Annotated in this window: 14 protein-coding genes; 9 read left to right on the top strand and 5 right to left on the bottom strand. The window is 71.0% G+C overall.

Annotated elements, in window-relative coordinates; translation table 11 throughout:
• The first annotated feature begins 20 nt into the window (after positions 1 to 20).
• Together LXT23_RS03310 and LXT23_RS03305 are read left to right on the top strand one after the other, a co-directional pair.
• The gene (locus LXT23_RS03310; RefSeq protein WP_253978591.1) at positions 21 to 3,230 is read left to right on the top strand and encodes an efflux RND transporter permease subunit; all 3,210 of its coding nucleotides are present in this window, start codon (positions 21 to 23) and stop codon (positions 3,228 to 3,230) included.
• An 87-nt stretch (positions 3,231 to 3,317) separates the two neighbouring features.
• Complete coding sequence (locus LXT23_RS03305; protein WP_253978590.1) at positions 3,318 to 5,282, top strand: 4-alpha-glucanotransferase; 1,965 nt, start codon at positions 3,318 to 3,320, stop codon at positions 5,280 to 5,282.
• A gap of 12 nt (positions 5,283 to 5,294) precedes the next feature.
• Here LXT23_RS03305 and LXT23_RS03300 read toward each other — a convergent pair whose 3' ends face one another.
• A complete protein-coding gene (locus LXT23_RS03300; protein ID WP_253978589.1) occupies positions 5,295 to 6,143 on the bottom strand; it encodes an AMIN-like domain-containing (lipo)protein in 849 nt (282 codons plus the stop codon).
• Between the two features lie 140 nt (positions 6,144 to 6,283).
• Positions 6,284 to 7,354: a DUF1028 domain-containing protein gene (locus LXT23_RS03295; RefSeq protein ID WP_253978588.1), complete on the bottom strand. Its 1,071-nt coding sequence runs from the start codon at positions 7,352 to 7,354 to the stop codon at positions 6,284 to 6,286.
• A gap of 408 nt (positions 7,355 to 7,762) precedes the next feature.
• Between LXT23_RS03295 and LXT23_RS03290 the strand changes: the two genes are divergently transcribed.
• The 3 genes from LXT23_RS03290 to LXT23_RS03280 all read left to right on the top strand — a co-directional run bounded on the left by LXT23_RS03290 (position 7,763) and on the right by LXT23_RS03280 (position 11,811).
• Entirely contained in the window at positions 7,763 to 9,064 is a 1,302-nt protein-coding gene (locus tag LXT23_RS03290) for a pyridoxal phosphate-dependent aminotransferase (RefSeq protein WP_253978587.1), read from the top strand.
• Between the two features lie 230 nt (positions 9,065 to 9,294).
• Entirely contained in the window at positions 9,295 to 10,581 is a 1,287-nt protein-coding gene (locus LXT23_RS03285; protein WP_253978586.1) for an NTP/NDP exchange transporter, read from the top strand.
• A 48-nt stretch (positions 10,582 to 10,629) separates the two neighbouring features.
• On the top strand, positions 10,630 to 11,811 hold the full coding sequence (locus LXT23_RS03280; RefSeq protein ID WP_253978585.1) for an NAD-dependent epimerase/dehydratase family protein: 1,182 nt from the start codon (positions 10,630 to 10,632) through the stop codon (positions 11,809 to 11,811).
• Positions 11,812 to 11,814: 3 nt separating this feature from the next.
• Here LXT23_RS03280 and LXT23_RS03275 read toward each other — a convergent pair whose 3' ends face one another.
• A complete protein-coding gene (locus LXT23_RS03275; RefSeq protein WP_253978584.1) occupies positions 11,815 to 13,365 on the bottom strand; it encodes an ATP-binding protein in 1,551 nt (516 codons plus the stop codon).
• Between the two features lie 192 nt (positions 13,366 to 13,557).
• On the opposite strand from LXT23_RS03275, the gene LXT23_RS03270 reads away from it, so the two are divergent.
• The 3 genes from LXT23_RS03270 to LXT23_RS03260 all read left to right on the top strand — a co-directional run bounded on the left by LXT23_RS03270 (position 13,558) and on the right by LXT23_RS03260 (position 22,547).
• Positions 13,558 to 15,066 (top strand): hypothetical protein, encoded by a 1,509-nt coding sequence (locus LXT23_RS03270; RefSeq protein WP_253978583.1) that lies wholly within the window; start codon positions 13,558 to 13,560, stop codon positions 15,064 to 15,066.
• 1,101 nt (positions 15,067 to 16,167) lie between these two features.
• On the top strand, positions 16,168 to 20,922 hold the full coding sequence (locus LXT23_RS03265) for a DNA topoisomerase 3 (RefSeq protein ID WP_253978582.1): 4,755 nt from the start codon (positions 16,168 to 16,170) through the stop codon (positions 20,920 to 20,922).
• A 230-nt stretch (positions 20,923 to 21,152) separates the two neighbouring features.
• On the top strand, positions 21,153 to 22,547 hold the full coding sequence (locus LXT23_RS03260) for an MBL fold metallo-hydrolase (protein ID WP_253978581.1): 1,395 nt from the start codon (positions 21,153 to 21,155) through the stop codon (positions 22,545 to 22,547).
• Here LXT23_RS03260 and LXT23_RS03255 read toward each other — a convergent pair.
• Complete coding sequence (locus tag LXT23_RS03255) at positions 22,544 to 24,004, bottom strand: phospholipase D-like domain-containing protein (protein ID WP_253979520.1); 1,461 nt, start codon at positions 24,002 to 24,004, stop codon at positions 22,544 to 22,546. The two genes, LXT23_RS03260 and LXT23_RS03255, sit on opposite strands and share 4 nt — an antisense overlap.
• 510 nt (positions 24,005 to 24,514) lie before the next feature.
• Here LXT23_RS03255 and LXT23_RS03250 point away from each other — a divergent pair.
• Positions 24,515 to 25,327 (top strand): M57 family metalloprotease, encoded by an 813-nt coding sequence (locus LXT23_RS03250; protein WP_253978580.1) that lies wholly within the window; start codon positions 24,515 to 24,517, stop codon positions 25,325 to 25,327.
• Positions 25,328 to 25,440: 113 nt separating this feature from the next.
• Here the strand turns inward: LXT23_RS03250 and LXT23_RS03245 are convergent, their stop codons facing one another.
• Complete coding sequence (locus tag LXT23_RS03245; RefSeq protein ID WP_253978579.1) at positions 25,441 to 25,821, bottom strand: DUF5335 family protein; 381 nt, start codon at positions 25,819 to 25,821, stop codon at positions 25,441 to 25,443.
• Between the last annotated feature and the right edge of the window lie 29 nt (positions 25,822 to 25,850).

Below are 25,850 nucleotides of genomic sequence, written 5' to 3'. Positions count from 1 at the left end.
ATCCCGCCGGGAGTCACCGCGTGTTCATCTCCGACTTCGCCATCAAGCGCCCCATCGTCACCATCACCGCGATGGTGGCACTGGTCGTCTTCGGCCTCGTGGCCCTCTGGCAGCTCGAGACGGACGAGTTCCCCGACGTCCAGCAGCCCATCATCAACGTCACCATCGTCTACCCGGGCGCATCACCGGACACGGTGGAGCGCGAAATCGTCGAGCCGATTGAAGACGCCATCTTCGCCATCAGCGGCGTGGACCCGCAGGAGACGACGTCCAGCGCCACCGACGGCCTGGCCACCTTCACGGTGTTCTTCGAGTTCGAGAAGGACATCCAGGAGGCGTCACAGGACATCCGGGATGCCATCTCCAGCAAGCGGGCGGACCTGCCGCAGGAGATGGAGGAGCCCATCCTCACGCGCTTCGACCCGGCGGACCAGCCCATCGTCTCGCTGACGCTCACGTCGGAGCAGATGGACGTGGCCGCGCTGTCGCGGGTGGCGGACCCGCTGGTGGTGGGCGAGCTGCGCTCGGTGCCGGGCGTCGCGCAGGCGGACGTGGTGGGCGAGGTCGAGCGCGAGATGACGGTGCGGATAAAGCCGCAGGCGCTCCAGGCGGCGGGCCTGTCCATGGCGGAGGTGGTGGGCGCGCTGCAGGCGCAGAACCTGGCGGCGCCGGTGGGGCGCCTCAACTCGCAGCTGTCGGAGGAGTCCATCCGCCTCAAGGGCCGGCTGGAGAAGCCCGAGGACTTCCAGAACATGGTGGTGGCCACGCGCAACGGGCAGGCCATCCGGCTGGGGCAGGTGGCGGACGTCTTCGTGGGCTCGGAGGAGCCCCGCACGCTGGCGCTCTTCGACGGCGCGGAAGCGGTGGGCATCGACGTGCTGAAGACGAAGGGCTACAGCACCACCGAGGTCGCGGACGCGGTCCGCGAGCGGGTGGCGGCCCTGCAGCAGCGGCTTCCTCCGGGCGCGAAGCTCGAAATCGTCCGCGACGCTGGCGTCCGCGTGGAGGACTCGGTGCACAACGTGCAGTCGGCGCTGCTGGAGGGCGCGCTGCTCACGGTGCTGGTGGTGTTCATCTTCCTCAACTCGTGGCGCTCCACCGTCATCACCGGCCTGGCGCTGCCGGTGAGCGTGCTGGCCGCCTTCATCAGCGTCTGGGCGTTCGGCTTCACGCTCAACACCATGTCGCTTCTGGGGCTGACGCTGGCCATCGGCATCCTCATCGACGACGCCATCGTGGTGCGCGAGAACATCGTCCGCCATATCGAGATGGGGAAGGACCACTACACGGCGTCGCGCGAGGGCACGGCGGAAATCGGGCTCGCGGTGTCGGCGACCACCTTCTCCATCGTCGCGGTGTTCGTGCCGGTGGCCTTCATGTACGGCGTCGCCGGCCAGTGGTTCAAGCCCTTCGCCCTGACGATTGCCTGCGCGGTGCTGGTGTCGCTGTTCGTCTCCTTCTCGCTGGACCCGATGCTCAGCGCGTACTGGGCGGACCCGCAGGTGGAGAAGGGCGCGCGCAAGGGCTTCATCTCGCGCGTGCTGTCGCGCTTCAACGACTGGTTCGACCGGCAGGCGGAGCGCTACAAGCGTGTCATCGCCTGGGCGCTGGACCACCGCCTGGCCATGGTGCTGGTGGCGGTCTTCTCCCTGGTGGGGGCGCTGGGGCTGCAGGCCACGGTGGGCGGCGCGGGCTTCGTGCCGGTGAGCGACCGCGGCGAGGTGGAGGTGCTGGTGGAGACGCCGCCGGGCTCCAGCCTGGAGTACACGCGGCGCAAGGTGGAAGAGGTGGTGAAGCTGGCCAAGGCTCACCCGGAGGTGGCGTACACGTACTCCACCATCGGTGTCCCGCTGCCGCTCAGCGCGCCGGGCGTGGACCAGGCGCTGGTGTACGTGCGGCTCAAGCCGAAGGCGGAGCGTGAGCTGAGTCAGGACGCGCTCGGCAAGGTCTTCCGCGACGAGCTGCTCACGCTGGGCGGCGCGAAGGTGTCCGTGTTCACCTCCGGCTTCGGCGGGGCCTTCAAGCAAATACAGCTGGAGCTGCGCGGGCCGGACCAGAAGACGCTCACCCAGCTGGCGGAGCAGGTGCGCAAGGAGATGGAGGCGGTGCCGGGCGCGGTGGACGTGGGGCTGTCCACGCGCGGGCAGAAGCCGGAGCTGGAGGTCGAGCTGAACCGCGGGCTGGCGGGGCAGCTCGGGGTGACGGTGGGGCAGGTGGCCCAGGTGCTGCGGCCGGCCTTCGCGGGCCTGGACGTGGGTGACTGGGTGGACCCCATCGGTGAGACGCGGGACGTGATGATTCGGCTGGCGCCGGAGTCTCGCGACAACCCGAGCGACCTGGCGCGACTGCCCATCTCCGTGGCCGGCGTGCAGGGCGGTCCGCCGCAGCTGGTGCCGCTGGGACAGGTGGCGGAAATCCGGCGGACGCTGGGTCCGGCGCAGATTACGCACCTGGACCGCGAGCGCGTCATCAACATCCAGGCGAACACGCAGGGGCGCTCGCTGACGGAGGTGATGACGGACATCCAGGAGCGGGTGTCCAAGGTGCCGCTGCCGGCGGGCTACACGCTGACGACGGGCGGCGAGTCCGCGGACCAGGCGGAGGTCTTCACCCGCGTGTTCATCGCCCTGGGGGTGGCGGTGCTGCTGATGTACCTCATCCTGGTCATCCAGTTCGGCTCGTTCCTGGACCCGCTGGCCATCCTCCTCTCGCTGCCGCTGTCGCTCATCGGCGTGGTGCTGGCGCTGCTCATCACCGGCGACACGCTCAACATCATGAGCCTCATCGGCGTCATCCTGCTGATGGGCATCGTCGCGAAGAACGCCATCCTCCTCATCGACTTCGCGAAGTGGTCTCACGAGAAGGGCATGCCGCTGCGCGAGGCACTCATCGAGGCGGGACGCATCCGCCTGCGGCCCATCATCATGACGACGCTCGCGCTGGTGGCCGGCATGATTCCGGTGGCGATTGGCGCGGGTGAGGGCGGTGACTTCCGGGCGCCGCTGGGCCGCGCGGTGATTGGCGGCACGATTACGTCCACGCTGCTGACGCTGCTCGTGATTCCGACGGTGTACGAAATCCTCATGGACGGGCGGACATGGATGAGCCGCAAGCTGCGCAAGCTCTTCCACATGCGTCCGCCCGAGCAGGGCCACCACGGCGGTGGCGGTGGCGGTGGCGGTGGCGGTGGCGGTGAGCCCCGCCCCGTGCCCCAGGCGCCTCGGGACTGAGACGCCGTTTGGGACCGATGGTGAACGTCGGCCCACCAGGACGGTTGGCGTCTGGCGCAAGGGCCCGTAGGGTCGGCGCCGTCCGATATGGCCCGTGCTCCGCTGCCCGAAGACCACCACCGACTCGTCACCGAGGCCCTGGCCGCGCTCGACATCCGCAACCTGGTGTTGAGCATCCACGACCCGAGCTTCCCCAGCCTGCCGGAGGAGGACCTCGGGTGGGGCACGCCGTACTCGCAGGGCGCCGCGCGCTTCCTCGACTTCGCGCGGGAGCTGGGCTTCAACGGCATCCAGCTGGGGCCACAGGGCCAGACGACGGAGTTCAACGCGTCGCCGTATGACGGCACGCTCTTCTCGCGCAACGTCCTCGATGTGGCCCTGGCACAACTGGAAGAGCCCGAGCCCTGGGGCGCGCTGCTGCCTCGCGGCCGCACGGCCGGGCTCGCCGCCAGTCGTCCCACGGGACTGGACCCCGGTGCGCGCTACCGTCACGCCTTCCGCACGCAGCTCGCCGTGCTGCACGAGGCGTGGGCGTCCTTCCGCCGCCAGCGCGAGGCACCGGAGGCTTCGCCCGTGCTGCGCGAGCTGGCCGCGCGCTTCACCACCTTCCGGCAGCAGCACCAGGCCTGGCTGCTGCGCGATGCCCTCTTCGACGTGCTGTGCGAGGAGAAGCACGAGGGTGACTGGCGGCGGTGGGCGGACTCGCTGGATGGGCGGCTGTTCAGCCCCCGGCGGGAAGAGGAGGCCGCGGCCGCCGCGCGCCTCGTGGAGCTGGAAACGCGGTACGCGGACGCGCTGGAGCGCTACGCCTTCTTCCAGTTCCTGGTGCACCAGCAGCACCACGGGCTGCGCGAGCGCACGGTGAAGTGGCGGCTGAAGCTGTACGGCGACCTGCAGATTGGTTTCTCGCCGCGCGACACGTGGGCGTGGCAGGGACTCTTCCTGCGCACGTACCTCATGGGCGCGCCGCCCAGCCGCACCAACCCGGATGGCCAGCCGTGGAACTACCCGGTGCTGGACCCGGAGCAGTTCTTCGTCGAGGACGCCTCGGGCGTGGCGGCGGGGCATCGGGCGGGGCCGGTGCTGCGCTTCATGAATGCGCGGATGGACAAGAACCTCGGCGAGTACGACGGGCTGCGGCTGGACCACCCGCACGGCCTGGTGTGCCCGTGGGTGTACCGCGCGGATGTGCCGGACGCGCTGTGGGCGGTGCAGCACGGCGCGCGGCTGTTCGACTCGCCGGACCTGCCGGACCACCCGGCGCTGGCGCGCTACGCCCTGGTGCATCCGGAGCAGTTGGACCGCGAGGTGCCCCGGTACGCGGACCGGTGGGTGAAGTCGCTGACGCCCGAGCAGGTGCGGCGCTACAGCGTCCTCTTCGACTCCATCGTGGGCGCGGCGCGGCGCAACGGGCGCGACTTGGGAGACCTGCTGGGCGAGGTGCTCAGCACGCTGCCGCATCCGCTGGAGCGGGTGCTGGCGCAGTACGGGCTGGGGCGCTTCCGCGTGACGCAGAAGGCGGACCTGGGCAACCCGGCGGACGTGTACCGCAGTGAGAACGTGGCGCCCGAGGACTGGGTGATGGTGGGCAACCACGACACGAAGTCCCTGTGGCGGCTGGTCGGGGACTGGCAGTGGCGCGGCACGCTGCGCGCGCAGGCGGACTACCTCGCGTGGCGCCTGTGTCCGGAGGAGACGGAGCGGGAGGACTTCGCGAGGAGGCTCGCGGCGCACCCGGGGCTGGTGGCACAGGCGAAGGTGGCGGACCTCTTCGCCAGCCGGGCGCGGAACGTCATGCTGTTCTTCACGGACCTGCTGGGGATGACGGAGACGTACAACACGCCCGGCACGGTGGACGCACGCAACTGGTCCCTGCGCGTGCCGGAGGACTGGGCGTGCCAGTACCACGAGCGGTTGCGCGGTGAGGCGGCGCTGAACCTGCCCGCCGTGCTGGCCATGGCGCTGCGGGCGGGAGGCGCGGCGGCTCGAGCGCGGCACCACGAGCTGCTCGCCGGTCTGGACAGACTGGCGAGCGAGCTCCGGAGCAGGTGATGGGCAGCCGCCTCAGTGCTGCACGTCCACCACGAGGCGCGTGGGCCCCTTCAGCTCCATGACGCGGTACTTGTTGGGGCTCTTGTTGCCGAGCACCCACGTCACCTCGGCCTCGAAGTCGCAGATGCGCTCCAGTTCCTGGATGACGGGCAGCTTCGGCTTCATCTCCCGCTGGGCCACCGTGGCCTGCCCCTTGTCGTCATGCCCGCGCGCGGGCGTGAGCCGCACCTGCAGCCAGCCCTGGCCGGCGACGGGCGTCTCGTCACCCGAGCCACACTGGACAATGGGCTTGTCCACGTACTCGAGCTGATAGCCGGGCAGCTGTTCGCCGTCGAACTCGAACACCACGCGGTCGTAGTCCGCGTGCTGGCCCGCGCGCACCGAGCGCAGCGTCACCGGCAGGGAAGGGCGGCGCTTCAGCTCGATGTTGCCCGCCGTCCACTCGCGGTGCTTCGGGTTCTCGGGAGGAAGGTCGGCCGCCGTCGCGGGAGGCGGAGCCGGAGGCGTCTCCTCGGAGGTCCCGTTCCCGGTCGTCCCGGCCTGCGCCGTGCCGCTCCCGGCCCCCCCAGCCTGGGCCGTCCCGCTCCCATTCGACCCGATTGTTCCGGCCTGCGCCGTGCCGCTCCCATTCGCATCGCCAGGCGCGGGCTGCGCCTGTCCCGTCGCCGTGCCGCCGTCGGCGGGAACCACGACATGCACGGGCGGGTTGGCGGCGGCCTCGCCCTCGCGGGGGATGGTGCCCTGGGGTGGACGCGAGGGCTGGGCGGGCGAGTCCTCGGGCACCGCCGGCTCCTCCTTCTTCGAGCACCCGGCGACCGCGACACACCCGGCGAGCCACAGCGACGTCAGCTTGCGCTTCATCGTCTCTCTCCTGGCGGCCCGCTCGGTCAGGGCCGGCGGCCCTCCTCTCTCACGAGTGGGCTTCCGGTGCCAGCACCACCGTGTGGAAGGACGGCGGGCCCTCCGTCCACGTCACGGAACGGAGGGCCCCGCAGGCCTGCTCACTCGTCGAAATGCCCCGCCCGGAGGAGCGCGTCGAGGTCCGCGTCGCGCATGAACTTCACGAGCACGCCGTCAATCTTCCGCACCCCGTCCACCACGACGGTGGGCTTGTCGAAGAAGATGTTGTTCCAGTTGAAGTCCGCAAGGGCCTGCTCGGCGCTCGCGGGCCAGGTGCCATCCATGGGGCCGTCGTAGTAGTCCAGCTTGCGCAGCACGCGCTTCACGAGTCGCACGGTGTCCCGGTCCAGCACGACCAGGTCGGACGGGTACGGCACGCCGAGGGTGCCCTGGTAGCGGTTCAGCTCGACCTCCAGATCCCGGAGCGCCGTCGAGCTGCCGTGGACGACGGCGTCGGCGAGCACGTGGGTGAAGAAGGCCGTCTCGTTGGTGCTGTTCCAGACACGGATGACGCCGGAGCGCTCACCGTTGCGGTCTCCGCCCACGCGAGCGCCGGCCTTGAGCGACGCATACAGCCGCTGCGGCAGGCTGCCCCGGGCCTTGTCGAAGCCCTCCGCCATCACCCGGCAGATGTCCGAGGTGGTCATGTTGTTGGCCTGCACCACATAGGTGGCGCCCTTGACGGAGCAGGTGGCGGGGCTGTTCTCCGCGCCGGTGCGCTGGCCCACCGTCACGCTGCCATCCGGGTGCAGCTTCACCGCGGCGAGCTGGCGGATGGGCGCCAGCGGGTCCGAGGCGAGCACGGTGTCGATGGCGGCCTGCGGCGCCTCGCCCGCGTCGATGCGGGAGATGACGGCGGTGGCATCATCCACCGACGGCAGCGCCATGGTGGCCACCGCGAGGTCCGAGCGCCCGTAGGGCACCAGCCCGCTGACTCCGCTGGGGAAGGAGATGACGGCCATGCCACAGGACTGCTCCACCGGGTCGCACGCGACGATGGCGCGCGTGCCGAAGAGCTTCAGGTTGACGGGACGCTCCATGGCGGATGCGCCTGGCGCGCGCAGGCTCCGGGAGGGCCTGCCGGAGGGCTTGTCCGTGAGCTGGGCGGAAGCGGTGGAGGACATCAGCAACACGGACGAGAGGACCAGCAATCCGCGCGTGAGAGGCATCATCGTCAGACCTCGGGACGAGGGGCTCCCTCCTGGCGCGCGGAGTCCACGTGGCCGGCGAGTCCCCTCAAGGAGTGTGGAGTTGACGCGCCAGGACCGGTGGGAACCCCCTTCCCGGCGCCGTCGCGATGGAAAACGGAGCGACCCAGCGCGCATATCGGGGACCCGGGAATACGATGTGAAGCCCTTGATGTCCGAACGAACCGGGAGCGCGCCGGTCCAGCAGAGGGCCCGGCGGCCCGGATGCAAGGCCAGCGCGCGTCACCTTCCGGAAAATTGAAACAGCGGCGCTCCCCAGAGGGGATGCAAATGCATGAGACACGAGGGGCCGTGCCGCGGTTATGGTGCGCGCCCGGCCGCAGTCCGCGTGGGCCCCCCCTTCACCGCGAACGAACCGGAGAGCAACACCCCATGGCAATCGACCTCACCTCCCTTCCCCGCCCCTCACGGGACGACGCCACCGTGGGCACGATGGCGCGGGGTCTCGTCGGCAGCGAAATCCTGAAGATCGCCGCGCAAATCCGGGAGCTCGTCGCCAAAGGCCAGAAGGTGTGCAACCTGACGGTGGGCGACTTCAGTCCGAAGGAGTTCCCCATCCCCGACGGGCTGCGGCAGAACATCGCCACCGCGCTCCAGGCCGGGGAGACGAACTACCCGCCGTCCGACGGCGTGCTCGACCTGCGCCAGTCGGTCCAGCGCTTCTACGAGCGCGCGCTCGGGCTGAGGTACCCGCTGGAGGGCATCGTCATCGCCGGCGGCGCGCGGCCCATCATCTACGGCACCTACCGCAGCGTGCTGGACGCGGGGGAGACGGTCGTCTACCCGGTGCCCTCGTGGAACAACAACCACTACGCGTACATCATGGGCGCCAAGAGCGTGGTGGTGACGACGGACCCCGAGCGCGGCTTCATGCCCACCGTGGAGCAGCTCGCCCCGCACCTGGGCTCCGCGCGCCTGCTGTGCCTGTGCAGCCCGCTCAACCCCACCGGCACCATGATTGCCCCGGACGTGCTGGGCGCCATCTGCGAGCGCGTCGTGGCGGAGAACCGCGAGCGTGAGAAGCGCGGCCAGAAGCCGCTCATCCTCATGTACGACCAGATCTACTGGGTGCTGAGCTTCGGCGGCGTGAAGCACGTGACGCCCATCGAGCTGGTGCCGGAAGTCGCGCCGTACACCGTCTTCGTGGATGGCATCTCCAAGGCGTTCGCCGCCACGGGCGTGCGCGTGGGCTGGGGCGTGGGGCCGCCGACCATCATCGCCCGCATGCGCGACGTGCTGGGCCACGTGGGCGCGTGGGCGCCCAAGGCCGAGCAGGTGGCGGTGGCCCGCTACCTCGACGACACCGAGGCGACGGAGTCCTTCCTCAAGGTGATGCGCCAGCGCGTGGACGAGCGGCTGGAGGCGCTGCACAAGGGCTTCTCGCGCATGCGCGAGGCGGGGCTGCCGGTGCGGCACATCGCTCCGCAGGGCGCCATCTACCTCTCCGTGCGCTTCGACCTGGTGGGCAAGGCCGGGCTGAAGAACAACGAGGACATCCGCAAGCTGCTGCTGGAGAAGGCCAGCTTCGCGGTGGTGCCCTTCCAGGCCTTCGGCCTCGACGAGGACACCGGCTGGTTCCGCCTGTCCGTTGGCGCCACCTCGGTGAAGGAAATCGAGGAGGCCCTGCCCCGCGTGGAGGCCGCGCTGCGCGAGGCGCTCGCCGCCGCGAAGTAGCGAGGTCCGGACGGAGGACCGTCGTTGCCGAGGTCCCCGGTCCACCGCACGCCGACCCACACGCCGGGTCGGCGCCCCGCGACCTCGGCCGGCGGGGACGTTCTTCTGGAGGAAGGACGTTCTCCCGGACGAGGAACCCGGGAATACACAGCTCGGAGCTCCGTTGGTCGGGCACGTGCCCGGCCAGGCTCCAGGCAACCGAGCAGCCCTGCACGCGCGCGACTCTCACCATGCTCAAGCGATTCGTGGATGTCCGGGACGAGGAGGTGGGGGCCGTCCTCTGGTCGTTCCTCTACTTCTTCACGCTCATGTGCGGCTACGCCATCCTCCGGCCCATCCGCAACGAGATGGGGACGGCGGGCAGCATCAAGGGGCTGAACTGGCTGATGACGGCCACGTTCCTGGTGATGCTGGTCGCGGTGCCGGCCTACTCCGCGGTGGTGGCGCGCTGGCCGCGGCGCGTCGTCATCCCCTTCATCTACCGCTTCTTCCTCGTCAGCCTGCTGGCCTTCTTCGTGCTGCTGAAGCTCGAGGTGGCCCGCGAGCTGGTGGCGCGCGTCTTCTACGTCTGGCTGAGCGTCTACAACCTCTTCGTCGTCTCCATCTTCTGGAGCTTCATGGCGGACGTCTTCGCCAGCAACCAGAGCAAGCGCCTCTTCGGCTTCATCGCCGCGGGAGGCACCGTGGGGATGCTGGCGGGGCCGTTCCTGGTGGGCCGCCTCGCGGTGCCCGTGGGGCCGGTGAATCTCATCCTCTTCTCCGCGGTGATGCTGGAGGTGAGCGCGCAGTGCGTGCGCCGGCTCAGCGGCTGGGCGCATGACGTGCAGCACCAGCCGCCCACGGCGGAGGGGCCCGTGGGAGGCGGGGTGCTGGACGGGCTGAAGCTGCTGGTGACGTCGCCCTTCCTGCTGGCGCTCGGGCTGAATGTCTTCCTCTACGCGGCGACGTCCACGTTCCTCTACTACCAGGAGGTCCAGCTCGTCGCGCAGGTGGGCAAGGACGAGGCCGCCCGCACCGCGGTGTTCGGCGACATCGACTTCATCGTGCAGCTGGTGACGCTGGGGCTGCAGGCGCTCGTCACCGGGCGCGTCATCTCGAGGCTGGGGCTGGGCGCGGCGCTGGCGGTGGCGCCCGTCGTCACGGTGCTGGGCTTCCTGGGGCTGGCCGCGGCGCCGCTGCTGGCGGTGCTCATCGCGTTCAAGGCGGTGCGAGGGGCCAGCCACTATGCGCTGGAGCGGCCCTCGCGCGAGGTGCTCTTCACCACGGTGGACCGCGAGGCGCGCTACAAGTCGAAGAGCTTCATCGACACGGTGGTGTACCGCGGCAGCGACTCGCTGAGCGGGTGGCTGCAGGCCGGGCTGTCGAAGCTGGGCCTGAGCATGACGGGCCTGTCGCTGGCGGCGGTGCCGCTGGCGGGGCTGTGGCTCGCGGTGTCGCTGTACCTGGCGCGGCACCAGCGGCGGCAGACTCCGGCCGCGCTCGCGTCCCCGGTTCCCGATAATGTCCCGGCCCGCTGAAGCGGCCGTCCCCACGACGTCCTTCCCGGCAACAGGAGGAAACACGGCATGAAGCTGTCCCGCAGAGGTGTGATTCAGGGAGCGGCCGCGGTTGGCTCGCTCTGGGCCATGGGCTGTGCCTCGACGAGCAAGACGGGGGATGGCGGCAACGGCGCCACGGCCCCGGGGCAGGGGGCGCAGGCGGCGAAGGCGAGCGCGCCGAAGAGCATCCTCATCCTGGGCGGCACGAAGTTCCTGGGCCCGGCGCTGGTGGAGTTCGCGCGGTCGCGCGGCCACACCGTGACGCTGTTCAACCGCGGCAAGACGAACCCGGGCCTCTTCCCCGACGTGGAGAAGCTGTCGGGCGACAGAGACCCGAACAAGGGCGAGGGCCTGAAGGCGCTGCAGGGCCGCAAGTGGGACGCGGTGGTGGACACCTCCGGCTATGTGCCTCGCGTGGTGGAGGCCTCCGCGGCGCTGCTGGCGCCCAACGTGGGGCACTACAGCTTCGTGTCGTCCATCTCCGTCTACAGCAACTTCGCCGACTACGGCATCACCGAGGCCTCGCCGGTGGCCACGCTGGAGGACCCGGCGTCGGAGGACGTGCCGAAGTACTACGGCGCGCTGAAGGCGGCGTGCGAGCGGGCGGCGGAGGCGGCCATGCCGGGCCGCGTGCTCAACGTGCGCCCCGGCCTCATCGTGGGCCCGGACGACCCGACGGACCGCTTCACCTACTGGCCGGCGCGCGTGGCGCGCGGGGGCGAGGTACTGGCGCCCGGGGACGGGCAGGACCCCACGCAGTTCATCGACGCGCGGGACCTGGCCGCGTTCATCATCCTCAACGTCGAGCGCAACACGGCGGGCGTGTTCAACGCCACGGGCCCCTCGCAGCCGGTGCTGATGAAGCACCTGCTGGACACGTGCAAGACGGCCACGGGCAGCGACGCGCGCTTCACGTGGGTGGACACGGCCTTCCTGGACAAGCAGAAGGTGGCGCCGTGGCAGGACATGCCCGTGTGGATTCCGCGCACGGGTGAGGAGAAGGGGCTGGGGCGGGTGAGCATCGAGAAGGCGGTGGCCGCGGGCCTCACCTTCCGGCCGACGGCGGACACCATCCGCGACACGATGGACTGGTTCAAGACGCTGCCGCCCGAGCGCCAGGCGAAGCTGGGCGCCGGCGTCACGCCCGAGCGCGAGAAGGAAGTGCTCGCGGCCTGGCACCAGGAGAAGGGCAGCGCGAAGGCGGGCTGACGCTCACGCGCGGATGACCGTGACGGGGCGGCCCGAGGGTGTCCGGGCCTCCTCGGTGCGGGTGCGCTGGGCGATGGGCGGCTGGCCGCTCCTGCGGTCGAAGAGCACGAGCCAGCCGCTCGGCTGTCCAAGGCCCTCCAGGTAGCCGTCGAGCTGGGTGAGTCCCTCGGCCAGCGGGTCCGGCTCCCTGTCCCGCCAGACCTTGATTTCGATGGCCAGGGTGTCCGGCCCGTGGCGCACGCACAGGTCCATGCGCCCGCGGCCGATGGCGTACTCACGCTCGATGGTGCCTCCGCCGTTGACCACGCGGTGGAGGAAGGCCATCAGCACGAGGTGGGGTGCCACCTCATGGTAGGGCGCGGTGGCCAGCAGCGGCTCACCGTGCTGACGCCAGAAGGCGAGGAAGGCGTCCCGCAGCCGCTCGGTGTCGATGCGCCCGTCCGGCTTCAGCCAGGAGGGCTGGATGGTGGGCAGGGTATCGCGCGTGCCGGAGGCGAGCGTGCGGATGAGAATCTCCCGGTAGATGGGATTGGCGACCTCGAGTGTGCCCTCTGGATTGCGGCGCAGCAGCCCCAGGTCCACGGCGAAGCGCCTGTCGTCTTCAGCCACGTCACCGAGCAACCCACCCGCGAGCATGGGCTCGAGGACGGCGCGGATGCGCGGCTCGCGCAGCCGCACGGCGAGGCTGTCCAGGTGTGTCTCCTGCCGCTGGATGAGGAGCCCCTTGGCACGCTCGACGTCCGCGCGTCGGACAGGCTGTGACGTATCGGGAACGAGCTCCTCGACGACGACCTTCGCCAGGGCATTGACGAGCCAGGGCTGACCCTGGGTGAGCTCGAAGGCGAGGGCGAGCGCCTCTGGCTCGAAGCGCTGTCCCGTCTCGGCGGTGTGCTGGGCGTAGAGCTCAGCGACCTCGTCCTCGGTGAAGTCGCGGAGGGTGAGGGAGCGGACCTTGATGTTGAAGGGGCTGGCGGTGCCAGGTCGGTCGCTGTCGCCGGTGGCCACCTTGTAATCGCGCACGTCGCGCAGGCCGATGAGCGCGAGCGAAGCAGGGAAATGTCCAGGTCGGTTGCGATAGCCGTCGCGGAGCTGACGCAGCACGGAGATGAGCAGGCCGTTCTGGAGCGCGTCGACCTCATCCAGGAAGACCACCAGGGGCTTTGCCACGGCCTCCGACCAGGCCGCCAGGGCGGTGGCGATGCGGCTTCCAGTCGGCGCCTCGGAAACGGGTGGCGGTTGATGCTCGGGCGGGAGCTGCGCCCTCGCGGCACTGAGCCAGCTCTGGAGGATGGCGGACTCGGCGGTGCCCACGTCATGTGAGAACGCGGCCCCCACCTCCATGGAGACCAGGGCCGCCACATGCTTGCCGCCAGCGTTCAGCTCCTGGGCGAGCGAGAGCAGCGCGGTCGTCTTGCCTGTCTGCCGGGGTGCATGGACGACGAAGTAGCCCTGCTGGTCAATCAGCCGCTGCACCTCGGGCAGGCGCTTCATCGCCGGCAGCATGTAGTGATTGGCCGGAGTGCATGGACCGGCGGTGTTGAACCAGCGAGGCATGAGGGCAAGGTACTACCATCCGCCGGTCCATGAGGGCTCAACGTCCGCGCGTTGCCTCATGGACATCTCCCAGCCACTACCGTTGCCCACTCCGCCAGTCCTTGCACTCCGGAGGGCACGTTGGCAGGAGGGAGCGAGCGGCACGGCTCCTCGCGGTCAGCGGAGCCCTTTGCCCACCGCGAGGGAGCACCGATGACGCTCGACATGAAGAGCCCTGCCTTCCTGTTCCACCTGCGCGGCGCGGCCGTGCTGCTGTCCACGCTGCTGGCCGCATGCGGCAGCAAGGAGGTGAAGCCTGGCCCCGGTGACGAGACGCCGGACGCCGGCACCGGTGGCACCAGCGCGTGTGCCCCGCTGAAGCTGGAGCCCGGCGTGGAGCTCGACGGCTTCCGCGTCGACCGCTACGAGTGGCGCGACAGCGACTGCCAGCCCCGCTCCGCGGCCCTGGTGCGCAATGACGCCGCGGACCCCGTGGACTGGAATGGCGGCTACCTGCGTCGCTATACCTACCAGGCGGCGGGCGCCACTCGCACCTGCGACGGCGCAGAGGCCGGAGTCCCCGGCTGGGGCATGGTGGTGTGCCACCTCCACGAGGGCGCCTCGTGGGGCAACTGGACGAAGGACGTGCGCGGAACCTGGCGCACCGTCTTCGCGGGCCGCCACCACGCGCTGCACGAGTTCCGCTGGGTGCTTCCGCTCGACGGCCACCCCATCGACGTCACCGTGCACTACCTCTTCGCCACCGGCAGGAGCCACCCGCTCTACGCCATCACGCACGACGCCTCGCGCGCCCCGGCGGACGCCCTGCAGGCCGACGTGCGCTCCCCCTACGGCGACATCTACTTCGACGGCAACGCCAACGCCGAAATCGCCGGCCTGGGCTGGGGAGACCGCTACCGCTTCCAGACGCTGTCCTCCCCCGTGCGAATGTCGACCGGCTGGGACTACGCCACGCCCAACGTCGTCCCCTATACCCGCATGTGGACGGCGGCCCCGGACGCGGAGATGGGCGTGGTGCAGACGCAGACGTGGTCGCAGAAGCCCGCCGGCGGCTACTGGCTCTACACCGAGCAGGGCAAGCGCGACGCCGACGGCCCCATGCCCCAGGACTGGAACTGGACGTACCAGCTCAACCAGTACGAGCTGCCGAGCACCACCCGCTCGCACCGCCTCGCGTGGGGCAGCAACTTCGGCGCGGTGGGGCGGCGCCAGTACCCCCGCTACGGTGACGACGGCAACCTCTCCGGCTACCCGTACCAGAGCTACTCCGTGTTCATGGTGCTGGACCCGCACGCCGAGGACCCGGTGCTGAAGCAGGCCGCCGAGGTGGAGGCATGGCAGGCCGTCCGGCTGACGGCCACCGAGGGCACCGTGGCCACCCGCGGCCCCGGCGGGGTGGGCCGCGCCGACGCCGTGACGTACGACGTGCCCGGCTACAACCCCGTCTACGCGACGTGGGAGGCCCAGGCCGCCGCCAACCGCGCGACGCTCCGCTTCGAGGCTGGCGGCCGCACCCTCTCGCACCCGGTGGTGGTGCTGCGCGGCTACACGGCCTCGGCGCCGCCCGCCCGCGTCACCCTGGACGGCCAGGTGCTCGCGGCGGACGAGGACGTCTTCGCCTCCGTGGACGAGGCCAGCGACACCCTCTGGCTCACGGTGAACCGCGACCTCACCGGCACGGTGACGCTGCGCGTGGAGTGAAGCTCCGGCGCGCGCGCCAGGCGTGGGCGCTCCGAGCCCGCAAAAAGCTACGGGGGATGCTCCGATGGCTTCGGAGCACCCCCCGGATATCGACCCGAGCTTGGCGTGCGCTCTCCCCCTCTGACGAGCGTCACCCCAGGGTCCCCCATCCACGGATGGCTCCGCCCCCGCGGCGCCATCCTCCTACCCGCCCTTGAGTTGTCCGGAGGGCCTTGGACCCCTCCAGCGAAGCTGTGCACCTTCCGGTGCGTCCTACGGCCCCAGCCGGTGTGTGCCCGCGCCCCCTGGTGCGGACAGCCGGCCGTGCCGAGGTTCTTCCTTCCCCCTCACGGACTCCGCCCAGGGCAGCGCGGGGCGCGAGAGTGCTCGCAGCCTCGCCAGTGCCTGGGCCCGTCCGAACAGCCGCGGGCGCATGGAGGCCACCCGCGTCACGTCTTCCAGAACCTCGCGGAGCGGTGCGGTCGACTTCGCCAGTGCCGCGAGCTGTGTGCGCTTCGCCCCCGCGAAGACAGCCAGCTCCGGTACCGCGATTCCCCCTGTCTCCCCCTCGACCGCCCTCCGCCACTTCATCCCGGACTGGCGCCCCGCTCTGCGAGCCGCGGCCCCCGTCCTCGTGTCCCCGTGCGACACCGTGTCGAGCCTCGTGCTTCCCCCCGGAACACCCTGGCCCGACTCCTGCGCGCCGTGTGACATCTGCGCCCCCCCTCTTCCAGTCGTGACTGCCCTGGCCCCTGTCACCGAGCGCTGTGTGCGAGCGGCGACAAGGGCATACTGGCCCAGGCGCTGGGGGGAGTTTTCCTCTGCCGCGCCAACTGCTTGCGCGAAGGCGCCACGGGTCGGTCAGGACGCCACGGCGGGGCGGGAGGGGCCTGGCCGCCGGCCTCCGACGGAGACCTGGAGGGTTGGCGGGGCGCGTGGGGCGGGGGGGCCGGGGTGGGGCGCGGCTTCCCTCGGCCGGCCGTGGACCGGGCAGGCGTCACGGGTAGGGACAGGCGGGCATCGGCCATGTCAGCCTGACACGATAGGGAAGACGGCTTCCGGCGCGCGCCAGGGCTTCGAGCCCCGGGCGTGGGTGGAGCGGGCGGGAGGGGTCAGGGCTTCATGAGGTGGGAAGAGATGGGCGAGTCGCCCGGCGAGGACAAGCTCGGCAGGACGGACGGTGCGGGGGCGCGAGCCTCGGGGCGGGGCTCCGTCCTGGCGGTGCTGGCGGAGAAGCCCTCGGTGGCCAGGGACCTTGCCCGGGTGCTCGGAGCGAACGAGCGCGGCGAGGGCTTCCTTCGCGGCAATGGCTACGTGGTGACGTGGGCCATCGGCCACCTGGTGGGGCTGGCGCAGCCGCACGAGATGCGCCCGGAGTGGAAGAAGTGGAACCGCGCGCTGCTGCCCATGCTGCCGGGGGACTGGCCGCTCGTCGTCTCCACGGAGACGCGCTCCCAGTTCGAGGTGGTGAAGCGGGTGCTCAACGCGCCGGAGGTGTCCGGGGTGGTGTGCGCCACGGACGCGGGCCGCGAGGGCGAGCTCATCTTCCGCTACATCTATGAGGCGGCGGGGTGCCGCAAGCCGGTGCGACGGCTGTGGGTGTCCTCGCTGACGGAGCGGGCCATCCAGGAGGGTTTCCGCAAGCTCGCGGACGGGCGCGACTACGAGCCGCTGGCCGCCGCGGCCCGGGGGCGCAGCCGGGCGGACTGGCTGGTGGGGATGAACCTGTCGCGCCTGTACACGCTGGCGCACGGGGGCCACGGGGAGATGCTGAGCGTGGGCCGGGTGCAGACGCCCACGCTGGCCATGGTGGTGGAGCGCGAGCTGGCCATCCGCGACTTCGTGCCCCGGGACTACCTGGAGGTGGTGGCCACCTTCGTTCCCCGGGCGAAGGGCGTTGCTCCGGGGGCGCGGTACAGGGGCACGTGGTTCCGCTCCGGGCCGGACGGCAAGCCGGTGGTGCCGCCGGGCGAGGCCCCGCGCGAGGCGCGCCGGCTGGACGCGGATGGGGTGGAGGCCCAGGCCATCATCGACCGCGTGCGACGGGGGAGCGCGGCGATTGAGTCCCTGGAGGCGGAGGAGAAGAAGATGCCGCCTCCGCTCCTCTACGACTTGACGGAGCTGCAGCGGCACGCGAACCGGCTGTATGGCTTCAGCGCGCAGCGCACGCTGGAGGTGGCGCAGGCGCTCTACGAGAAGCACAAGCTCCTGAGCTACCCGCGCACGGCGAGCCGGCACCTGTCGCACTCGGTGGCGGACACGCTGCCGGAGGTGGTGAACGCCATCCGCGCGCCGTTCGAGGAGGACCTGGCGCCGGGCACGGGCTCGAGGCCGCTCGGCAAGCGGTACGTGGACGACGCGAAGGTGACGGACCACCACGCCATCATCCCCACGCCCACGTCTCCGGACGGGGTGCGCCTGTCGCCGGACGAGCAGCGCATCTACGACCTGGTGTGCCGGCGGGTGCTCCAGGCGTGGCACGAGGACCACGTGTGGCGCGTCACCACGGTGGTGACGGCGGTGAAGTCCGGAGACGCGGCGGCGCCGGTGGTGGACCGCTTCCAGAGCACGGGCACCGTGGTGGAGCGGGTTGGCTGGAAGGTGCTGGACATCGGCGGCGGGCAGAAGGCGCCGCGCCCGAAGGCGGAGGGCAAGAAGGGCGAGGACGAGGAGCGCGAGCCGGACGACGAGCCGCAGTCCCTGCCCAGCGGGCTGGAGCGCGGGCAGCCGCAGACGGTGGAGGACGCGGAGGCGGTGAAGAAGCGCACGCGCCCGCCGCCGCGCTTCACGGATGCGACGCTGCTGACCGCGATGGAGACGGCGGGCAGGGCGCTCGACGAGAAGGAGCTGGCGGATGCGATGCGCGAGACGGGGCTGGGCACGCCGGCCACTCGCGCGGCCATCATCGAGGTGCTGCTGGACCGGGAGTACCTGCGCCGTCGCGGCAAGGTGATGGAGGCGACGGAGAAGGGCATCTTCCTCATCCAGGTGGTGCACCCGGACGTGAAGACGCCGGCCATGACGGGCCAGTGGGAAGCGTGGCTCCAGCGCATCGAGCGCGGTGAAGGGCAGCTGGACGAGTTCCTCCGGGGCATCGAGGACTATGTCCGCGAGGTGGTGGGCCACGGGCCCGCGAGCCCGGGCGTCACGGCATCGCGGCTGCCGCAGGGCGTGCCAGGCGAGGCGACGCGCATGTCGCCCGGCCGGGCAGGGCAGGAAGGAGGCGCGGGGGCACCTCCGGGGCAGGGACGTCCGATGATGCCCGTGCAGGCGGCACCTGCGTCGTTCCAGGATGCCGGGGCGCCTCGTGCTCTCGCAGCCGCGGCAGGGACTCCAGGCGCGGGTGGGCCGCGCCGGGTTGCCTCGAGCGCGTTCTCGGATGCGGCGGTGGTGATGACGCCGGGCCGGGCGGGGGCTCCAGGGGCTTCGTGGAGCACGGGGACCGCAGGTAGCGCCGCCTCACGGAGCACCAGCGCAGATTCCTCCTCGTGGAACGCGGGGACTCCGGCTGCCGCCCCACCAAGCCCTGCGCCGTGGAACGCGGGCACGCAGGGCCGGGCCTCCGGGGCCCGCAGCAGTCGCGCCTCCACGGCGATGTCTCCGGGGCAGCGGCCGGAGCGGACGCCCCGTGCGCCCACGCCGCCGGACAACCTCCGTCCCCTGTTGAAGGCGGCCTTCGGCTTCTCCGAGTTCCGGCCATACCAGGAGGCCGTGTGCCGCGCGGCCACGGCGGGCGAGGACCTGCTGCTCGTCATGCCCACCGGCGCGGGCAAGTCACTCTGCTACCAGCTCCCCGGCCTCGCGCGCGCGGGCACCACGCTCGTGGTCAGCCCGCTCATCGCGCTGATGGAGGACCAGGTGGCGCGGCTCCAGTCGCTCGGCTTCGCGGCGGACCGCATCCACTCCGGGCGCGACAGGGCCACCTCCCGCCAGGTGTGCGCCGACTACCTCGAGGAGCGCCTCGACTTCCTCTTCATCGCGCCCGAGCGGCTCGGTGTCCCCGGCTTCGTGGAGTTCCTCGCGCGCCGCACCCCCGCGCTCATCGCCATCGACGAGGCGCACTGCATCTCCCAGTGGGGCCATGACTTCCGTCCGGACTACCGGCTGCTCGGCGCCCGGCTGCCCCTCTTGCGCCCCGCGCCCGTGGTGGCCCTCACCGCCACCGCCACGCCGGACGTGCAGCGCGACATCGTCCAGCAGCTCGGCCTGCACGGGCACGGCGGCAAGGCGCGCACCTTCATCCACGGCTTCCGCCGCACCAACATCGCCATCGAGGTGCGCGAGCTGAACCCCAGCGCGCGGGGTGACGCCATCCGCTCCCTCCTCCAGGACGAGGAGAACCGGCCCGCCATCGTCTACGCCGCCACGCGCAAGCACGCCGAGCAGTTCGCGGACCTGCTCGCGGACGAGTTCCCCTCGGCCGCCTACCACGCCGGCCTCCAGCCCGCGGAGCGGGACCGGGTGCAGGCCGAGTTCCTCCGGGGCGCGCTCGACGTCATCGTCGCCACCACCGCGTTCGGCATGGGCATCGACAAGCCGGACGTGCGCACCGTCATCCACGCCGCGCTGCCGGCGAGCCTGGAGGGCTACTACCAGGAGCTGGGCCGCGCGGGCCGGGACGGCAAGCCCTCGCGCGCGGTGCTGCTGCACTCGTACATCGACCGGCGCACGCACGAGTTCTTCCACCGCCGCGACTACCCCGAGACACAGGTGCTGGAGCGGCTGTTCCACGCCACCGGCGTGCAGCTGGAGCCCAAGGTGGTCCTCCAGGGGCGCGTGCGCGGGGACCCGGAGGTGTTCGACAAGGCGCTGGAGCAGCTCTGGATTCACGGCGGCGTGGTGATGACGCCGGAAGAGACGGTGGCGCGCGGCAAGCCCGGGTGGATGGCCTCGTACAGCGCGCAGCGGGACCGCAAGCTGCTGCACCTGGAGCAGATGGGGCGCTACGCGGAGGCCCATGGCTGCCGCATGAAGCAGCTGGTGGCGCACTTCGGCGACGTGCAGGACTCCGGCGAGCCGTGCGGCCTGTGCGACGTCTGTGCCCCCGAGTCCTGCGCCACGCTGCGCTTCGCCGAGCCCACCTCCGCCGAGCGGCACTTCCTGGAGCGCATCCTGGAGTCGCTGCGCGAGCGCGACGGGCAGGCCATGGGCCGGCTCCACCGCGAGCTGTTCGGCGAGTCCCTGCCGCGCCGCGACTTCGAGCGGCTCGCGGGCGGCCTGGTGCGCGCGGGGCTGGCGCGGCTGGACGAGGACTCGTTCGACAAGGACGGCCAGGTCATCACCTTCCAGCGCCTGTCCCTCACGGAGGAGGGCCGGCGCACCCAGGTCGTGGACCCGCGGCACGTCGTCCTGCCCCTGGCCCTGGAGAAGGCGCCGAAGCGCAAGCGCGGCAAGGGCTCCGAGGCCGGGAAGGGGGCGAAGCGCCCCTCCCGCAAGCGCTCGGCCCGGGGCGCGGAGCCGGAGGGCGGGGACAGGCCCCGGCACTGGCGCGCGAATGCGCCGGCGGAGGCCGAGGCGTCCCGCTCCTCCTGGAATGCCTCCCGCGCCGGCGGCGCGGCCCGGAGCGGGCGCACGGACGTGGTGTACGACGACGCACCGGCCCCCACCGGCTCGGGACGGGCCCGGCGCGCGGTGCTGAGCGACTCGGACGGGGCGGAGGCGTCGCCGAAGCTGGTGGAGGCGCTCAAGGCGTGGCGGCTCGCGGAGGCGCGCAAGCGCAAGGTGCCCGCGTTCCGCATCCTCACGGACCGGGTGCTGGGGGCCATCGCCATGGCGCGGCCGGAGAGCGGCGCGGAGCTGATGGCCATTCACGGCGTGGGCCCCGCGCTCACCGAGCGCTACGGCACGCAGATTCTCTCCATCATCTCGGGCCGCTGAAGCACGGCCAGGAAGGACTTCTCCCTTCCTGGCCCTTTCGTGCGCCCCCGCGGGGCGTGCGGGTGCCACGAGGGGCAGACTTCTTCATGGCCGCAGGGGCGGAGGGCAGCCTGCCAGGCGGGAAGAGGTTTTCTCTGCACGGTGGGGCAGTGTGCCCGGCAGTGGCACCGCGTCACCTTTCGGCCCATCCAGCGCATGGGAGCTGGCGACGGGCGAGGGGGAAGCGCGAGATGGAACTGGGTTTCGAGACCATTGGGAATGCCACACTCATCTGCCATGACGACGGTCCGGTCCTCGTAACGGACCCGTGGACGGACGGCGGGGCGTACTTCGGAAGCTGGACCCTGTCGCACGAGGTGCCCGAGGCCCAGCGCGACGCCATCCAGCGGTGCCAGTACGTGTGGCTGTCTCACGGCCACCCGGACCACCTGAGCGTGGAGTCGCTGGAGAAGCTGCGCTCGAGCACGCTGCTGGTGCCCAACCACTTCGGCAACCGCATCCGGGACGACCTGCGCGGGCAGGGCTTCAACGTCCATGTGCTGATGGACCGCGTGTGGACGCAGCTGTCCTCGCGCATCCGCGTCATGTGCCTGCCGGACATGAACCAGGACGCGGTGCTGCTGGTGGACGTGGGCGGGCGGCTGCTCATCAACCTCAATGACGCCGGGGACCGCGGCTGGGGCCGCTACGTGCGCAACATCGTCCGGGGCTACAAGGAGTCGTACCTGCTGGCCCTGTCCGGCTACGGCGACGCGGACATGATCAACTACTTCACCGAGGACGGGCAGCGCATACCGCCCTACGCCGCGGCGAAGAACCCGGTGGGCCGCACCATCGCCCGCCAGGCGGAGTTCTACGGCGCCCGCTACTTCGTGCCCTTCAGCTCCATGCACAAGTACCAGCGCGCCGACAGCGTCTGGGCCTCCGAGTACACCACCACGCTGGAGGACTACGCCAAGGGCTTCGAGTCCCAGTCCTGCGCGCTCCTGCCCGCCTTCATCCAGCAGGACTTCCTCAAGGACAGCACCGAGCTCATCCGCCCGAAGGAGCGCGCCCTGCGCCCGGTGGACCCGAAGGAATTCGGCGACGACTGGAGCGAGCTCTTGGAGGCGGACGAGGCGAAGGCGCTGCGCGACTACTTCACCTCCATCGAGCACCTGGGCAGCGCGCTCGACTTCCTCCGCTTCCGCGTGGGCGGACAGGACCACGTCATCGAGTTCCACCGCCGCCGCTTCCGCCGGGGCATCACCTTCGAGGCGCCGCGCAACTCGCTGATGACGGCCGTGCGCTACCAGGTCTTCGATGACCTGCTCATCGGCAACTTCATGAAGACGACGCTGCACGGCGACTTCGGCGAGGGGAAGCTGTACCCGGACTTCAGCCCGTACGTCGCCAAGTACGCGGACAACGGCAAGGCCCGCACGCGCAACGAGCTGAAGACGTACTTCGCCGACTACCGGGGCCGGGACCCGGTGGGCTTCCTGCGCACCCAGGTGGAGGCCCACTGCGTGCGGCCGCTCCAGACGCAGTCCGCGGAGCTCTTGCGCACGCTGCTGCCGGCGGACTCGGCGGCCTTCCGCACCGCGAAGGAGACCTTCTGGCGGGTGCGCCGCGCGCTCCTCTAGAGGTACGGCGACAACAGCCGCGCCAGCCCGTCGCGCAGGCGCACGGGCAGGGAGCGGGCATCCACCTGCTCCAGGGTGAGGGGACGCGCCTGCTTCAGGCGCTCCTCCACCACGGCGTCCAGGCCGCGGGCCAGCGCCGCGTCGTAGCACTCCACGTCGAACTCGAAGTTGAGCCGCAGCGAGCGCGGGTCCCAGTTGGACGAGCCGATGAGCGACCATGCGCCGTCCACCACCATCAGCTTGGCGTGGTCGAACGGGGGCGCGCTGAGGAAGACGCGGCAGCCGGGCCGCAGCACCTGCCACAGCTGCGCGGTGCTGGCCCACTGCACCACCGGCAGGTTGCCGCGCTCGGGCAGCAGGATGTCCACCCGCACCCCGCGCAGCGCCGCCACGCCCAGCGCGGTGATGAGCGTCGCGTCCGGCAAGAAGTAGGGGGTGACGATGCGCACCGACGTGCGCGCCGTCGCCAGCGCGCCCAGCAGCACCGTGCGCAGCGTCTCGAAGTCCTCGTCCGGCCCGTCGGCGATGCCCCGCGCCAGCGCCGGGCCGGCCGGGGCCAGCGCCGGGAACCACGCGTCGCCGGACAGCCGCTCGCGCGTGGTGAAGGCCCAGTCCTCGGCGAACGTCTCCTGCAACTGCCCCACCACCGGGCCCTCCAGCCGGAAGTGCAAGTCGCGGGCGGCGTGTTCTCCGGGCCAGAAGTGCTTGCGGATGTTCATGCCGCCGGTGAAGCCCACCCGCCCATCCACCACCAGCAGCTTGCGGTGGTTGCGCAGGTTGGCGACAGGGAGCCGGTAGGGCATCAGCGAGGGCAGGAAGCGCGCGGCCCGGATGCCCGCGCGCTTGAGCCGGCCCATGATGGGCGGCCACGTGTAGCGCGCGCCCACCGCGTCCACCAGCACCCGCACCTCCACGCCCCGCTTCACCGCCGAGTCCAGCGCCTCCACGAAGCGCCGGCCCGCTGAGTCGTTGTCGAAGATGTAGCTGCACAGCGCCAGCGACGTGCGCGCCCCGTCAATCGCCTCCAGCATGGCCGGGTACGCATTCGTCCGGGACTCCAGCACCGTGACGCGGTTGCCCGGCAGGAGCGGCCGGCGCACCACTGCATCCGCCAGCCGGACGAGCGGGGCCAGGTGCGCGGCCTCGGGCCTCGAGGCGCCCAGCGCCTCCGCCCCCAGGGGCGCCACGCCCGGCGACGGCGGGAAGCGGCCATGCTCCAGCCGCAGCGACAGCGAGCGCGCCCGGCGGCGGATGCGGTTGATGCCCAGCAGCAGGTAGAGCACCGCGCCCAGCACCGGCACCAGCCACGCCACCCCCACCCAGCCCGCCGCCGCCCGCACGTCCCGCTTGTGCAGCACCGCATGCGCGCTGGCCAGCACGCTGACCAGCACCGTCAGCACCGCCACCAGGTGCGGCCACGCGGTCTCCAGCCAGGCGGGAAGTTCGAGCAGTTCCATGAGCAGGGGCACGTCCCCGCCTCCGCCTATAGCGCGCCAGGACGCGGACGACAGCGCGCCCCTTCCCGCCACATGCCGCGCTGCGCTGACTTCAGGAACATTCCAGGCGCGGTGCGTCGGTGGGATTGACGCAGCGTGGCTGTGAAGGCATCCTGGCCGACCCACACTGTCCGAGCGCGTGCGTCCAGCGGGCCCTGCTCGAGGCCTCCTGAGACCCCAGGACAGGTGACCGATAAAAAGACACCGCTGTCCGTTTGCGGGACACTTTCCTGTCAGGGGCGATTCCCGAGTGCTTCCGAGCGTTTGTAAACGCGACTGTCAGGAGCGTTTACAATGGCCGGATTCGGGCTGGAGCGCAGGCAGTCCAGGTAAGCAGCGAATTCCGTTTTTACTCCCTCTGGGGCCCGGGTTGGCCCGGACGTTGCTCATGGCCGGGGCGTACCGTGCCGCGGCTGGTGCGAGCCAGGCGGACGGTGCGTCCCCCGCGTTTGACGTCAGAGGAAACTCCCGATGCTCAAGTTCCGTTCGATTGCGCTGATGGCTGGTGTTGCTCTTCTCGGTACTGCTTGCGGTGGCCCCGAGGCCTCCGAGACCTCCGCCCCGACGATGTCGTGGGAGGAGTTCCAGGCGAACGCCTACCAGGATGAAGAGGGCAAGTTCATCATCGACGGCGACCTCGCCTTCGATTCGAAGGAGGAGCTGAAGGCGTTCTTTGACGAGAACATCGCCACCGAGACGGGCAGCAGCGAGGGCGGCCTGGCCGTGTACTACCTCAGCGGCCGCGACGTGAAGTGGACCGCCACGCAGGCCCGCAACCTGACCTACTGCGTGAGCAGCAGCAGCTTCGGCAGCCGCTACAGCACCGTGGTCAGCGCGATGAACAGCGCGACGGCGGCCTGGGAGGGCACGGCGAACGTGAACTTCGTCCACAGCACCACCTACGACGGCAGCTGCACGGCGTCGCAGGCGGGCGTGCTGTTCGACGTGCGCCAGACCTCCACCACGTCCTACGTGGCGCGCGCGTTCTTCCCGAACTCCGCTCGCTCGGGCCGCAACATCCTCATCTCCACCAGCGCCTTCGGCGGTGGCGGCTCCTGGTCGCTGACGGGCGTGCTGCGCCACGAGCTGGGCCACGTGCTCGGCCTGCGTCACGAGCACACCCGCTCCACGGCGAGCGGCTGCTACGAGGACGCCAACTGGCGCGCGCTGACCTCGTATGACCGCGCCTCGGTCATGCACTACCCCCAGTGCAACGGCACGCAGACGGGCGACCTGGTCCTCACCAGCCTGGACCGCACGGGCGCTCGCGCGCTGTACCCGTAATCCCGCTGCACACGGCTGACGCCCCCGCCGCCGCGTGAGCCGCGGCGGGACGCGACAACCCGGACCGGAGGGCTCCTCTTCTTTCGAGGGGGCGCCTTCCGGTCTCGTCGTTTCTACATCGGCGCGCCCGCGCCCTGCTCCTCGCTCTGCTGCGAGGGCTCGAAGAAGATGAGCGTCTTGCCGTGCTCCGCATCCTCGATGTCGAGGCACTCCAGCTCGCCGCTCTCGCTCTCGTCGGCGTAGATGTGGTCCGGCTTCAGGATGCGGTGGGTGAGCTCGTCGCCCGGCCGGCCGACGATGATTTCGAGGGCGCCCGTGTCGGAGCCCTTCTCCTCCAGCGCAATCTCCACGAGCGGCAGGCGGCTCGCGACGGGCTGGTCCCCCGTCTCGAGGCTCTCCGACTCGATGCGGACCCAGTGGTCGCGCTCCAGGCTGCTCAGCAGGGCGAGGTAGTCGGCCCAGCCCTCCCGGGGAATCTCACGAGTGTGGTGCATGTGTGCTGTCCTCCGGCTTCCATCCCTTC

Source organism: Pyxidicoccus xibeiensis (assembly GCF_024198175.1).
GTDB classification, from domain to species: domain Bacteria; phylum Myxococcota; class Myxococcia; order Myxococcales; family Myxococcaceae; genus Myxococcus; species Myxococcus xibeiensis.
This window is presented reverse-complemented; position numbering and strand designations above follow the sequence as displayed.

Excerpts from the sequence above, each read along its gene's own strand:
- LXT23_RS03270 (WP_253978583.1), top strand. The coding sequence starts at position 13,558 with ATGACGCTCGACATGAAGAGCCCTGCCTTCCTGTTCCACCTGCGCGGC.
- LXT23_RS03275 (WP_253978584.1), bottom strand. The coding sequence starts at position 13,365 with ATGCCTCGCTGGTTCAACACCGCCGGTCCATGCACTCCGGCCAATCAC.
- LXT23_RS03255 (WP_253979520.1), bottom strand. The coding sequence starts at position 24,004 with ATGGAACTGCTCGAACTTCCCGCCTGGCTGGAGACCGCGTGGCCGCAC.
- LXT23_RS03285 (WP_253978586.1), top strand. The coding sequence starts at position 9,295 with ATGCTCAAGCGATTCGTGGATGTCCGGGACGAGGAGGTGGGGGCCGTC.
- LXT23_RS03305 (WP_253978590.1), top strand. The coding sequence starts at position 3,318 with ATGGCCCGTGCTCCGCTGCCCGAAGACCACCACCGACTCGTCACCGAG.
- LXT23_RS03290 (WP_253978587.1), top strand. The coding sequence starts at position 7,763 with ATGGCAATCGACCTCACCTCCCTTCCCCGCCCCTCACGGGACGACGCC.
- LXT23_RS03250 (WP_253978580.1), top strand. The coding sequence starts at position 24,515 with ATGCTCAAGTTCCGTTCGATTGCGCTGATGGCTGGTGTTGCTCTTCTC.
- LXT23_RS03280 (WP_253978585.1), top strand. The coding sequence starts at position 10,630 with ATGAAGCTGTCCCGCAGAGGTGTGATTCAGGGAGCGGCCGCGGTTGGC.
- LXT23_RS03245 (WP_253978579.1), bottom strand. The coding sequence starts at position 25,821 with ATGCACCACACTCGTGAGATTCCCCGGGAGGGCTGGGCCGACTACCTC.
- LXT23_RS03265 (WP_253978582.1), top strand. The coding sequence starts at position 16,168 with ATGAGGTGGGAAGAGATGGGCGAGTCGCCCGGCGAGGACAAGCTCGGC.
- LXT23_RS03295 (WP_253978588.1), bottom strand. The coding sequence starts at position 7,354 with ATGATGCCTCTCACGCGCGGATTGCTGGTCCTCTCGTCCGTGTTGCTG.
- LXT23_RS03300 (WP_253978589.1), bottom strand. The coding sequence starts at position 6,143 with ATGAAGCGCAAGCTGACGTCGCTGTGGCTCGCCGGGTGTGTCGCGGTC.
- LXT23_RS03260 (WP_253978581.1), top strand. The coding sequence starts at position 21,153 with ATGGAACTGGGTTTCGAGACCATTGGGAATGCCACACTCATCTGCCAT.